This window comes from Bradyrhizobium sp. USDA 223 (genome assembly GCF_044909005.1).
GTDB classification, from domain to species: Bacteria; Pseudomonadota; Alphaproteobacteria; order Rhizobiales; family Xanthobacteraceae; genus Bradyrhizobium; species Bradyrhizobium yuanmingense.
The window spans coordinates 2,835,268-2,848,710 of the sequence record NZ_JBIYDR010000001.1 but is presented as its reverse complement, the minus strand read 5'-3'; the positions used below and the strand labels follow the sequence as shown (position 1 = coordinate 2,848,710).

Below are 13,443 nucleotides of genomic sequence, written 5' to 3'. Positions count from 1 at the left end.
GCCTGCCGCGAACCTTTCTCAGTCCTCGGCGCCGGCGGCGCCGAGGGACATTTTTCTAGGGACACGTTTTGCCGTGACCGTATTGGGGCTAGGGGACCTACTTTGCCCCGATTAGGGGATCAACTTGTAGGGGACCAACTATGCCCATCGCTGCAACGCTCGGGTTCTGCTTCTATCGGCGCGCTCTACCCCCTCACGAACACCCCGTCGTGCTGCCGCAAGTATCGCACTTCATGCACGTCCCATTCCGCACCAGCGTGAAGTTGCCGCACTCCGAGCACATCTCGCCCTCGTAGCCCTTGGCCTTCGCCTCCGCGCGGCGCTCGGCCTTGGTCGGTGCCGCAACCGCGGCGCTGCCGGCCTTGCTCCACTGCAGCTGCTCCAGCTTCTCCGTCGGCGACAGATCGTGCTGGACTTCCTGCTTCAGGGCGACGGCGCCTTCGAGGGCGTCGCTGAGGCGGGCGCTGGTGGCGTGCGCCGCCATCGCCGTGACCTTGCTGCCGCCTGAGGGCGCGCTGTCGTTGCCCTGGCTGATGGCGGTGCTGCCGCCGCGCATCACGACCAGGTTGTCGGTCCGCGAGCGGGTGAGGCCGCGCGAGACCAGCTTTGTGGCGTGGTGGCCGCCGTCCTCGTCCGGCTCCTTGCCTTCCTCGACGCCCTTGCCGAGCGCGTCAAAGCCCGTCTCGTTGGGATCGACGTGGGCGAGGTCGAAGCGCGAGAGATAGCTCACCGCGAGCTCGCGGAAGACGTAGTCGAGGATCGAGGTCGCGTACTTGATGCTGTCGTTGCCCTGCACGGGGCCCGCCGGCTCGAAGCGGGTGAAGGTGAAGGCGTCGACATATTCGTCGAGCGGCACGCCGTATTGCAGGCCGAGCGACACCGCGATGGCGAAGTTGTTGATGAAGGAGCGCAGCGCCGCGCCTTCCTTGTGCATGTCGATGAAGATCTCGCCGAGACGGCCGTCATCGTATTCGCCGGTGCGCAGATACACCTTATGTCCGCCGACGACCGCCTTCTGGGTGTAGCCCTTGCGGCGATCGGGCATCTTCTCGCGCTCGCGCATCACGACGATGCGCTCGACCAGCTTCTCGACGACCTTTTCGGCCACATGCGTGGCGCGCGCCGCCATCGGCTTTTCGTGCAGCAGCTCGACCGCATCGTCCTCGTCCTCATCGTCAGAGATGAGCTGCGAGTTGAGCGGCTGGGAGAGCTTGGAGCCGTCGCGATAGAGCGCGTTGGCCTTCAATGCGAGCTTCCACGACAGCATGTAGGCGGACTTGCAGTCCTCCACCGTGGCGTCGTTCGGCATGTTGATGGTCTTGGAGATCGCGCCCGAGATGAAGGGCTGCGCCGCCGCCATCATGCGGATGTGGCTCTCGACCGACAGATAGCGCTTGCCGATCTTGCCGCAGGGATTGGCGCAGTCGAACACCGGATAATGCTCGGCCTTGAGGTGCGGGGCACCTTCCACCGTCATCGCGCCGCAGATGTGGACGTTGGCCGCCTCGATCTCGCGCTTGGTGAAGCCAACAGCCTGGAGCAGGTCGAAGCCGGGGGCTGCGATCGCTTCCGCGCCGATGCCGAGCTGGTCGCGGATGAAGTCCTCGCCAAAGGTCCACTTGTTGAAGGCGAACTTGATGTCGAACGCGGTTGGCAGCGCCTTCTCGACCTTGGCGATGGCTTCATCGGTGAAGCCTTTTGCCTTCAGGGTCGAGGCGTTGATGCCGGGCGCGTTGGAGAGCGAGCCGTGGCCGACGGCGTAGGCCTCGATCTCCGCGATCTCGCTCTCGCGATAGCCGAGCGCGCGCAGCGCGGCCGGCACCGCACGGTTGATGATCTTGAAGTAGCCGCCGCCAGCGAGCTTCTTGAACTTGACCAGCGCGAAGTCCGGCTCGATGCCGGTGGTGTCGCAATCCATGACGAGGCCGATCGTGCCGGTCGGCGCGATCACCGTGGTCTGGGCGTTGCGATAGCCGTGCTTCTCGCCGAGCTCGAGCGCCGCATCCCAAGCCGCCTGGGCATGGCTGACGAGGTCTCCTTGCGGGCAGGAGACGAGGTCGAGCGGCACCGGGTTGACGCTGAGCGCCTCATAGCCGTTGGACTGGCCGTGGGCGGCGCGGCGGTGGTTGCGGATCACGCGCAGCATGTGCGCGGCGTTCTTCTTGTAGCCGGGGAAGGTGCCGAGCTCGGCAGCCATTTCCGCGGAGGTCTTGTAGGTGATGCCGGTCATGATCGCGGTCAGCGCGCCGGCGATCGCGCGGCCTTCCTTGGAGTCATAGGGCAGGCCCATGGTCATCAGCAGGCCGCCGATATTGGCGTAGCCGAGGCCGAGCGTGCGGAACTCGTAGGAGAGCTCGGCGATCGCCTTCGACGGGAACTGCGCCATCATGACGGAGATTTCCAGCACGATGGTCCAGAGCCGGCAGAGGTGCTCATAGCCTTCGACGTCGAAGCGCTTGGTCTCGGTGTTGTAGAACGTCAGCAGGTTGGCGGAGGCGAGGTTGCACGCGGTGTCGTCCAGGAACATGTATTCCGAGCACGGATTGGACGCGCGGATGTCGCCGGACGCCTTGCAGGTGTGCCAGTCATTCATGGTGGTGTTGAAGTGCAGGCCCGGATCGGCCGAGGCCCAGGCGGCGTAGCCGATCTTCTCCCAGAGGTCGCGCGCCTTCAGCGTCTTCGTCACCTTCTTCGAGGTGCGGGCGGTCAGATTCCAGTCGCCGTCGGTCTCGACCGCGCGCAGGAAGTCGTCCTTGAGCGAGACCGAGTTGTTGGAGTTCTGCCCCGAGACCGTGAGATAGGCTTCGCTATCCCAGTCGGTGTCGTAGGTGTCGAACTGGATGTCCTTGTAGCCCTGCTTGGCGAACTGGATGACGCGCTTGATGTAATTGTCAGGCACGAGGCTGCGGCGGGCGAGCTTGATTTCCCGGCGCAGGGCAGGGTTCTTCTCGGGGTCGAAGCAATCGTCGCCCGAGCCTTCGCAATTCACGCAGGCCTTCAGCACCGCCTTGAGGTGCTTCTGGTTGATCTTGGAGCCCGTGACGAGGGCGGCGACCTTCTGCTCCTCCTTCACCTTCCAGTCGATATAGGTCTCGATGTCGGGGTGATCGACGTCGACGACGACCATCTTGGCCGCGCGGCGCGTGGTGCCGCCGCTCTTGATAGCGCCGGCGGCGCGGTCGCCGATCTTGAGGAAGCTCATCAGGCCGGAGGAGCGGCCGCCGCCGGAGAGCTTTTCGCCTTCGCCGCGCAGGCGCGAGAAGTTGGAGCCGGTGCCGGAGCCGTATTTGAACAGGCGGGCTTCGCGGACCCAGAGGTCCATGATGCCGCCCTCGTTGACGAGGTCGTCACCGACGCCCTGGATGAAGCAGGCATGCGGCTGCGGGTGCTCGTAGGCCGACTTGGACTTGGTCAGCTTGCCCGTGAAGGGGTCGACGTAATAATGGCCCTGGCCGGGGCCGTCGATGCCATAGGCCCAATGCAGGCCGGTGTTGAACCATTGCGGCGAGTTCGGCGCGACCATCTGCATGGCGAGCATGTAGCGGAGCTCGTCGTAGAAGGCCTGGGCGTCCTCGTCGGTGGAGAAATACTTGCCCTTCCAGCCCCAATAGGTCCAGCAGCCGGCGAGGCGGTCGAACACCTGCTTGGCCGAGAGCTCGCTGACATAGCGCTCCTTCTCGGGCAGCGCGGCGAGGGCATCAGTGTCGGGCACGGAGCGCCACAGGAAGGAGGGGACGGATTCCTCTTCGACCTTCTTCAGGCGCGCGGCAACGCCCGCTTTACGGAAATACTTCTGGGCGAGCACGTCGGAGGCGACCTGCGACCACTCGGTCGGCACCTCGACGTTGTCGAGCTTGAACACGACCGAGCCGTCGGGATTGCGAATCTCCGACGTGGTCAGGCGGAATTCGATTCCCGCATAAGGTGACTGTCCCGCAGTGGTGTGGCGCCGCTCAATCCGCATGGTCTTGCCCCGTCCTTTTCTTTGACCGGTCCCGCCCCTCGTTGTGGGCGTGCCGGGTCGTCATTGCATTCGCGGCGCCTTCAGCCGTTCGGCCTCGGGGCTCCGCAGTTCAGCCGGTGGATCCGGCCCTGTTTTTTCCCGGCGCGAGCTCGATGCGTCGCATCGATCATCCCGCCGGCATGTCCACACCCATCCGCCCCCAAGGGGATGTGCGCGACATGCGTTCAACGCCCCACAACGTCACTTCGTCATCGATGCCATCCGAGCCTGTTGCCGGCCCGTTCTGGCGCCCCGAAGAGCCTGCATTCCGAGGGCAGACAAGCCCTCATCCGCAGCCTTTGGCCGGCTGGCGGAGCTGAAATTTGCGAGACCCTTTGGGGGAGTGCCGGCGGGACGCAAACTCACTCGCGCCGAACGGACCGAAAGCTAGGACTCTCCGTTGCGCCCGTCAAGAACTAGTGCGAGTTCCTGAATCAAATACTAAATATGGTGGATTGTGGGGGATAACAGGGTCTTCGCCGCGCCTGTCGTGGACCCAAGTATCAGTGAGTCCTCAGGGATTCCCAACTGAAAAAATTTGCATGCCGTGATGACGCGGGGCCTTCATCCCGCTGTTCACAGGGCAGGTATATTTTTGAGCAATGGGATTGCGTCAGCAGGACTCACGTAGCCCTACGGACGGTGAGGGCAGGCATGCCCGCCAAAGCGGTGGTGGGACCCGCGAATCCGGGCCAAGCTGACCGCCAGATTTGCCGGACTAGCCGACATGCTTGATTCGACGACGCCGGGCGTGCGGCCGCGCATCGCCCCGGCCGGCCTGATGTTCCTTGCGATCACGTCGATCGGCTGGGGCTTCAACTGGCCGGTGACGAAATTCCTGCTCGCCGAGCTGCCGCCTCTGACGCTGCGCGGGGTCACCGGCGTGCTCGGCGCGCTGCTGCTGGCGCTGCTTGCGGTGATCCGGCGGCAAAGCCTGCACGTAGAGGGTGTGATCTGGCCGCGCCTGCTCACCGCAGCCGCGCTCAACGTCACGGGCTGGATGGTGCTGATGGGGCTGGCGCTGCTCTGGCTGCCGGCGAGCGAGGCGGCGCTGATCGCCTATACGATGCCGGTCTGGGCGTCGATCATCGCCTGGCCGGTGCTTGGGGAGCGGCCGACGGTCTTGCGCACGCTTGGGCTGGTGCTGGCTTTCGCAGGGCTTGCCTCGATCATGGGGGGCAACGGCCTTGCCGCCAGCACGGAAAAGCTGCCGGGCATCATCATGGTACTCGTCGGTGCGTTCGGCTTTGCCCTCGGCACCGTGCTCTCGAAGAAGTACCCGATTCACCTGCCGCCGCTCACGGCGGCAGCCTGGCAGATCGGGATCGGCTGCCTGCCGATCTCGATCATTGGCCTCCTGATCGAGACCACGCATTTGTCGCATGTGACGCCGCTTGGCTGGTGGCTGCTGGTCTATTCGGTCGTCGGGCAGTTCTGCATCGCCTATGTCAGCTGGTTCGCAGCGCTGGCGCGCCTGCCGGCCTCGGTCGCCGCGATCGGCACCATGGCGGTGCCGGTGATCGGCGTCGTGGCCTCGGCGGTCGCGCTTGGCGAGCCGCTCGGGCCAGGGCAGATCGCGGGGCTGGTGTTTACGCTGGCCGCGGTGGTGCTGGCGACACGGGGGTAGCCGTCCGGACGCCGGGGTATCAGTGGTCCTGAGGTTCTTTCTCTCGCCGGCGTTGTGCCGGGCCCCGCGGTTTCAACGGCAGGCCAGCAGGTGCGACAGCAAAGACTTCGAGAGCCTGGTCATAGCCCTTGATGGTCCGCTGTCCGAGCGACGCCAAGGGAACGCCATTGCTTACCCTTCCAGCGATCGTGGGATCAGCCAGGATCTGCGCGTCCTTCGCGAGATTGCAGAGCCGCGAGGCCAAATTCACCACGGCTCCCATCGCCGTGTAGTCCAGCCGACCGTTATAACCGACCGTTCCTACCGTTGCCGGTCCCATGGCAACGCCCACACCAAAGCCGATCGCGTGGCCGGCGTCACACCATTTGCCGGCAAGGGACTGAACCGTCATTTGCAGGTCGATCGCGAGGCGGACCGCTTGAGTTGCCGGCTGTTCGCATGCGATCGGGGCATTGACCAGCAGCATGACTCCGTCGCCATCAAAGCCGATGAGCGTTGCCTCGTGACGAGTCGTCACGGCGCCGACGGCCTCGTAGTACTCTCGCATGACGGCCATGATGACATCGGGTTCATTGCGCGTGGAGAACGCCGTGAAGCCGCGCAAGTCGCCAAAAATGACAGCCACTTCACGTCGCTGCCCTTCGAGCAGTTCGTGAGAATGTTCGACCAATTCGGCGACCTGCGATGGCAGGAACTGCTTCAGCCGTTCGATCCGCGCAGATTTCTGCTGCGAGATCGCCAGTTCAGAAGCCATTTCATTGAAACGCAACGCCAGCTGCTGCAACTCGTCACCGCTGAAGATTTTGATGCGATGCTCGAATTGTCCGGTTCTGATCCGCTCCACGCCCTCTTCCAGTTGCTTGATCGGACCGGACATTCTGTGCGCGCGCCAATAGGCGAGCGCCAGCGCGACAAGCACACCGAAGGCAATGAGGATCGACGATCGCCACAACGCTGCGCGAATTGATGCAAAGGCTTCCGAGGTCGGCAGCATCGCGATCACCGTCCATCCCACATCGGCGGCCCGAACGGATAGCGCCACCACCGGGTTGCCTCGCTCCCCGGTTATCACCGCCGCTCCGCTCGTCTCGCCAACGAGATGCTTGATCCGGCCGAAACTGCCCGAGCTGGCGCGACCGCGCAGAACCAGACTGATATCGGGATGTGCGATCAGATGACCGGAGTTATCGACAACAATGGCGTAGCCGGTCTCGCCAATTCTGATAGCTGCGATGACATCCCAGATCAGCTTCAGATTGACCTCGGCGATCGCAACCCCCGCTTCCGGCAGGCTCCCGGCAACCGCGATCCTCATATAGGGCTCTGAATCTTGCCGGTACTCAACCGGTCCGTACCAGACTTTGTTGCCGCGTGCGCCCAGAATAGCGGGATCCGCAGACATATCGATGCCGCGCCCGGTCCTGTTCAGAAGCAGCCTCGAAACAAAGACCCGTTCGGTGCCGGTCTCATCCAGAAGCGAAACCGAAAGTATCGCAGGCACCTGCTGGAGGAGACGCAAGGCATCGATCTTATGTTGCGCATCGTCTCCGGCAGCCCAGGGAAGCTGCACCATCCAACCCAGCTGATCGCGGATGCCTTCGCTGAACGCCTCGATCCTGTCGGACGCCGAGCGAGCATCGGCCTGCAGCACCGCGCTGATCTGGCGGCGCTGGTCTCGGTAACCGAAAGAAGCCTCGACGGCCGCGCCGAGTATCAGAGGCACGACCGCAGCGACAAACAACGTTGCGAAGTACTTGCAGAACAGCGAGCGACGCGGGGGCATCGTACACGAAGAGGGCTGCGCAGCACCGTCCGTCATAACTACGCTCAGGAGATCACCTTGCTGGCGCGAAACAGGATCGACGACACATCCAGATCCATACCCAGAAGCCTGGCTGTCTTCATATTGACTGCCAGTTCAAACTTCTCGGGACGTATCACCGGAAGATCTGACGGATCTTCACCGCGCAGGATGCGATCGGCGTAATTGGCAAGCCGAAAATAGGTCGTGCGCTGGTTTGCGCCGTAGCTCAGGAGACCTCCAGCGTCACAATATTCAGACCAGCCAAACATCGAGGGAAGCCGGCGCGCGATTGCAAGCTCCGCAATCTTCGCACGATGCACCAGCGTCACAGCATCGGGAAACACGAGGAGAGCATCCGCGTCCACCTTGCCGGCAGCCATCAACCCGTTCTCGATTTCGCGAGCGCCGGAGAACGGAACGTAGGTTGCCTCAATGCCGAGATTTCGGCACGACTCCAAGGTCGCGCGCCATTCCAGCGGCTCTCCCGGATGATCCGTGTTCGAGAACACCGCCAGTTTTCGCAGCTTTGGATAGATGTCCTTGAGCAGCTCAACGCGCTTTCCTGCCAGCTCGAGCGACAGGAATGTGCTGCCGGTGAAATTGGTGCCGGGATGAGAAAGGCTCTTCACCACACCCAAAGCGACGGGGTCACCGCTCAATGCAAACAGCACGGGGACGTCGGTGACCGCAGTCATGGCGCGTGTCGCCGGACCGCTCGAGACCACGAGGTCGATATCCGCTCGCTGCAACTCGGAGACGATCTTGCGCAGTGCCTGCGGATTTCCAGGAGCATAATGCGTCTCGAAGGTTACGTTCCTGCCCTCGACGTATCCCAGCGCGCGCATTCCCTCGCGAAAGCCGTCCAGGAAGGGATCCGGTTCGGACTCAGTCGAGACCCAGAAGATACGATGCAGCTTGGTTCCGCCCTGCGCCCGTGCGATCGCAGGCCAGGCCAGTCCTCCACCAATCAATAAGATGAACTCTCGTCTCTTCATGCGAGCACCTGTCGAAACTGGGCCGGCAGTTCCGGCCGCAGACCAAGATCCGAGCCGTGCATCTGGTGACTGCGCTTGGTATCGCGCTCCGCAAGCGGACTCTCGCGACACCGACTCCAACATTTGTCGCCGAGAGCATGCTCAGAGACTGGGTTGGTGAGACGCTTTGTCCTTGAGATGCGCTTGATTTTTGCTTGAGACTGACCGATCGAGATCAAAACGGCCTTATTCCCGGCATCGCGCGGTGTCGGAACACCTCCGGCGCGGATACGGGCGAGCTACGGCGTCTCACAAGGACAACCGGAACTCACGTCCGGAGCCAGTGTCCTCGACCTCATATATGGTGTGACTGCAGCGCCTTCGGCAACTCACGGGCTAGCGCGTGCTCATACGGGCTAGGGGGTGTACTCATAAAGGCAATGTTCGCTCCTGAGGACGAGCGGAGATACTCTGATCTGCCAGAGCATTACTGCTTGTGGACCCAGAGCCGTCATGAGACCGATGCGCTCAATACCGCCTGACGGATCCTCATCATTGCGAGATGAACCAATCTGCACCCTGGGGTTGGACCCGCAACGGAACGTATGGCGCTAAATCGTCGGGCGCGCTGGCGATTGCCCAAGTGCCAGAAGCGCTGCGGCCAGCGCCGCCGCGGCCTTTTCGGGCCGGGCTTTCTCATAGATTGCGAACTCAAGGTCAGGAAGGCGCGGCAGGCCCTCTTGCGATCCCAGAATGCGCAAACCTGCAATGACCGCGCTCGCGGGAAGCGGCGTGATGGCGAGACCAGCGAGCGCCGCCGCGCGCACACCTGTCAGGCTGGGGCTGGTATAGATGATCTCCCACGTCAGTTCGCTGTCATTTAGCGCGGCGAGCGCTGCCTCACGCGATACTGACCGCTCGCGATAGAGCGCCAGCGGCAGCACCGCGCCCGGAACCAGATCAAACGCGTCGGCGGCGGCCCAAACCATGGGTTCGCGCCAGACTAGGCGCCCACGCGACGTACCGAGCGGACGCTTAGCGAACACGACGTCGAGTCGTCCCTTGTTCAACTGCTCAATCAATTCCGCACTAACGCCGATCTGCACCTCGAGCTTCACGCTCGCGTGCAACATGGCGAAGCGTCCCAGCGCCGATGGCAGCGAGCCGCCGGCGACTTCCTCGACCACTCCAAGACGCACGGTTCCTGACAAACGCGGCGCTGACAGGCGATGGCGGGCCGCCTCCTCGAGTTGCAACAGACGACGGGCGTCACCCAGCAGCATCTCTCCATCGTCGGTCAGCGCGACGCTGCGGGTCGTGCGCCGGAACAGCGGACGTTTGGTTTCAAGCTCCAATCGCTTGATCTGCTGGCTGATGGTCGACTGCGTCAGATTGAGCCGTTCGGCGGCGCGGTGGAAGCCGCCGCAATCCGCGACGGCAACAAAGGAACGCAAAAGCTCGAATTCCAGCATGTCAATTGATCCAAATCCATAATCAATAACATTACAAAATATCGTTTCTATAATCAATGCTGGTCACCTAACTTCTGCATCGAAGACAGCGTCGAGCGAAGGAGGTTCATCATGCACGCCACATCACGACGGGGAGCGGATCGCTCCGCGAGGCTAGCTCGGGCCGCCACGATCTGCTCTGAAAAGCTCTGCCCTGCCGAGCGCGCGACCGAGTTGCTCGAAGCGATCATCGAGCCGGGCGACCGCGTTGCCATCGAGGGCGACAATCAGAAGCAGGCCGATTTTCTTGCCGCCGCCCTGACGAGCGTGAATCCGGCGCAGATTCACGATCTGCACATGGTGCAGTCGGTGCTGGCGCTGCCCGATCATCTCGCCGTGTTCGAGCGCGGTGTCGCCAATCGGCTCGATTTTGCCTTCGCAGGTCCGCAGAGCCGCAAGCTTGCCGAACTGGTCGGCATCGGCACGGTGAAGATCGGCGCAATCCATACCTATCTCGAGCTCTATGCTCGGATGTTGGTGGACCTGACGCCGCACGTGGCGCTGATCGTCGCCGACAAGGCCGACCGCAACGGCAATCTCTACACCGGTCCCAACACCGAAGACACGCCGACCATCGCCGAAGCCGCGGCCTTTCGCGGCGGCATTGTCGTGGCGCAAGTCAACGAGATCGTTGACCGGTTGCCGCGAGTAGACGTCCCCGGCGACTGGGTCGATTTCGTCATACCGAGCCCAAAGCCTTACGCGATCGAGCCTCTGTTCACGCGCGACCCCGCCAAGGTAAGGGACGAGAACGTGCTGATGGCGATGATGGCGATTGCTGCGGTCTATGAGTCATTTGAGGTCCGGCGGCTCAACCACGGCATCGGTTACGCCACCGCGGCGATCGAGCTGATCCTCCCGACATTTGCCGCCCGGCGTGGCCTGAAGGGCAAGATCGCGAGCCAATTCGTGCTCAACCCGCACCCGACCCTGATCCCGGCGATCGAAGCCGGCTTCGTCGACGGCGTCTATTGCTTCGGCTCCGAGCTCGGTATGGAGCGCTACGTCGCAAAGCACGCCGATATATTCCCGATCGGCGCCGACGGCAGCCTGCGGTCGAACCGGGCACTGGCGCAGGTCGCCGGACAATATGCCTGCGACATGTTTGTTGGCGCCACGCTGCAAATCGACGCGCGAGGCAACAGTTCGACGGCCACGAAAGACCGGATCGCAGGCTTCGGCGGCGCGCCGAACATGGGTGCGGATGCACGCGGTCGTCGCCACGACAGCCCCACCTGGCTTCGCGCCGGTCAGGAAGCAGGCGATCCCTTACGCGGGCGCAAGCTTGTGGTGCAGATGGTGCAGACCCATCAGCCAAACGGCACGCCCAGTTTTGTCGAGCGTCTGGACGCGTTCGATCTGGCCGCCTCCGCCGGCTTCGCATTGCCGCCGGTGATGATCTATGGCGACGACGTGAGTCATGTCATCACCGAGAAGGCCGTTGCGAACCTGTTGCGCTGCCGATCACCGCAAGATCGCGAGGCGGCATTGCGCGCGATCGCCGGCGACACCGAATTTGGCAAGCGCCAATCGCCTGACACAACCGAGAGCCTTCGCCGTCGCGGCATCGTGATGTTTCCGGCAGACCTTGGCATCGACGTCGGCACGGCGACGCGCGATCTGCTCGCCGCCAAGACGATCGATGATCTCGTGGCCGCCTCGAGCGGACTCTACATGCCACCGGCCAAGTTCCGCCGCGCCGTCACCGCCCAAGCTTGAGGAGGAATAGTCATGTCCGCAATCCGCCGAACTTTCAACGATCCATCCAGCACGACAATGCCGCCCCTCGATCGCGCGAAGCAGCTCGCAGCATCGCTGCTCTCCGAGCGCAGCCAGGCCTCAGGAGCGCTGGTCGCGCGGCAATTGCGCGAGCTGCTTGGCGCACTCCACGACAACGATCGCCGCTGCTTTCAGCGCTATCTCGCCACGGAATTTCATCCTCACGGCCCCGCTTTGCGCGCGGCGGCGCAGCGCTACCTCGCCGAAGGCACCGCAGAAGCCGCGGCCGCACTCGCGCGTGCTGCCGAGCCGCCGCGCCAGGAAGTGCTGCGGCGAATCAACATGGCACCCGGCGGGATCAGCGCGCTGATCGCAATGCGCAGCGAAATTGCTTCATACATGCGCACTGACCTCGAACTGAAGTTGCTCGACGCGGACCTCAAGCATTTGTTCGCCTCGTGGTTCAACCGCGGCTTCATCGAGTTGCGGCGCATCGACTGGCAGACACCGGCCGCGGTGCTGGAAAAGCTGATCGCCTACGAAGCCGTGCACGAAATCAAGGGCTGGGACGACCTGCGCCGGCGCCTTGCACCCGATCGGCGCTGCTTTGGCTTCTTTCATCCCGCACTTCCAGGCGAGCCACTGATTTTCGTCGAGGTTGCTTTGGTGGAAGGACTGGCCACGGCCGTGCAGCCGTTGTTGTCGCAGGACGACGGTGAAGCCATCGCGCGGCAGCGCGCCGCCCGCGCCGACACCGCGATCTTCTATTCGATCTCCAATTGTCAGGACGGACTGCGCGGCGTGGCGTTCGGCAATTTCCTGATCAAGCAGGTCGTTGAAGAGCTGCAGTCGGAGTTTCCGCAGCTGAAGCGTTTTTCCACCCTATCGCCGGTACCGGGATTTCGGCAATGGCTCGCTAATCGGCTTGCAAATGCAAGTGATCCCGATGCGGCGCTGTTATCGCAACTGGAGAGCGATAGCTGGTGGAATGACCCGGCGCAGAGCGAGAAGCTGCGCGTGCCCTTGCTGCGGCTCTGCGCTAGCTATCTGACACGGAAGCCCTCGATACGCATCGACCCCGTGGCGCGTTTTCACCTCGGCAACGGCGCACGGCTCGAGCGCATCAATTGGCTCGGCAATACCGCTCTGCGTGCGATTCAAGAATCCTTCGGGATCATGGTCAACTATCTTTATGACCACAACAGCATTGAGACCAATCACGAAGCATTTGTACGCGACGGCACCATCGTCCGTTCGCCTGACGTCGATGCTCTACTGCACATCACCGACTGAGCCGCGATCAAGTTCGTTCGCCGACGGCTCCAGCTGGTCGGAAGTCATTCCGCGCTTACAGGCGGTAGGGTTGAACGTCACCTCCGTGCAAAACCCGCTGACCACACTTCCTGAGGCGGTGGCTGCGGGCGAGCGCGTGCTTGCGCGGCCGCTGGCCTAACGGTTCTGGCCGGTCATTCCTTTTCCGGCATGATCGTCACCAAAGCTGGCGTTCATCCGAACGTCTCGCGCTGGTCTATGTAGCGGCGCGCGCGGCGGACGCTGGCGAAGACTACACCACGCTCGCTAAGACCTATCCGACTCCACCGGCATGGGCTGGAATCGTGTTTGACGGCGACGAGGGAGGCCTTTCCGAAGAGGCCTTCCTGCGGGATTTCGCGGGTGACCTGCCGAAGGCAAAAGGGAAGGCGCTCTATGCGGTGCAGGAGCCGTTCCAGAGAGCGCTACTCGCCGGCAAGCTGAGAGACGGGCGCAGCAGTCATGGCAGGCTATACTCATCACTATGTAAAGCA

At 63.0% G+C, this 13,443-nt stretch carries 7 protein-coding genes and 1 pseudogene; 4 read left to right on the top strand and 4 right to left on the bottom strand.

What is annotated here, in order from left to right; genetic code table 11:
• Window positions 1-193: 193 nt before the first annotated feature.
• Window positions 194-3,964: a vitamin B12-dependent ribonucleotide reductase gene (locus tag ABIA40_RS13070; RefSeq protein WP_404541395.1), complete on the bottom strand. Its 3,771-nt coding sequence runs from the start codon at window positions 3,962-3,964 to the stop codon at window positions 194-196.
• 766 nt (window positions 3,965-4,730) lie between these two features.
• Between ABIA40_RS13070 and ABIA40_RS13065 the strand changes: the two genes are divergently transcribed.
• A complete protein-coding gene (locus ABIA40_RS13065; protein ID WP_404541393.1) occupies window positions 4,731-5,630 on the top strand; it encodes a DMT family transporter in 900 nt (299 codons plus the stop codon).
• Window positions 5,631-5,649: 19 nt separating this feature from the next.
• Here the strand turns inward: ABIA40_RS13065 and ABIA40_RS13060 are convergent, their stop codons facing one another.
• The 3 genes from ABIA40_RS13060 to ABIA40_RS13050 all read right to left on the bottom strand — a co-directional run bounded on the left by ABIA40_RS13060 (window position 5,650) and on the right by ABIA40_RS13050 (window position 9,880).
• Window positions 5,650-7,449, bottom strand: coding sequence for a cache domain-containing protein (locus ABIA40_RS13060; protein WP_404541391.1), 1,800 nt, complete (start codon window positions 7,447-7,449; stop codon window positions 5,650-5,652).
• Between the two features lie 8 nt (window positions 7,450-7,457).
• Window positions 7,458-8,429, bottom strand: coding sequence for an ABC transporter substrate-binding protein (locus tag ABIA40_RS13055; RefSeq protein ID WP_275509687.1), 972 nt, complete (start codon window positions 8,427-8,429; stop codon window positions 7,458-7,460).
• Between the two features lie 590 nt (window positions 8,430-9,019).
• A complete protein-coding gene (locus ABIA40_RS13050) occupies window positions 9,020-9,880 on the bottom strand; it encodes a LysR substrate-binding domain-containing protein (protein WP_404541389.1) in 861 nt (286 codons plus the stop codon).
• Between the two features lie 111 nt (window positions 9,881-9,991).
• On the opposite strand from ABIA40_RS13050, the gene mdcA reads away from it, so the two are divergent.
• The 3 genes and pseudogenes from mdcA to ABIA40_RS13035 all read left to right on the top strand — a co-directional run.
• Window positions 9,992-11,638 (top strand): malonate decarboxylase subunit alpha, encoded by a 1,647-nt coding sequence (gene mdcA / locus ABIA40_RS13045; protein ID WP_404541387.1) that lies wholly within the window; start codon window positions 9,992-9,994, stop codon window positions 11,636-11,638.
• Window positions 11,639-11,650: 12 nt separating this feature from the next.
• Window positions 11,651-12,931 (top strand): malonyl-CoA decarboxylase domain-containing protein, encoded by a 1,281-nt coding sequence (locus tag ABIA40_RS13040; protein ID WP_404541385.1) that lies wholly within the window; start codon window positions 11,651-11,653, stop codon window positions 12,929-12,931.
• Window positions 12,831-13,389: pseudogene (locus ABIA40_RS13035) on the top strand (alpha/beta hydrolase); the annotation flags it as partial. The gene ABIA40_RS13040 and the pseudogene ABIA40_RS13035, both read left to right, overlap by 101 nt.
• Window positions 13,390-13,443 lie beyond the last annotated feature (54 nt).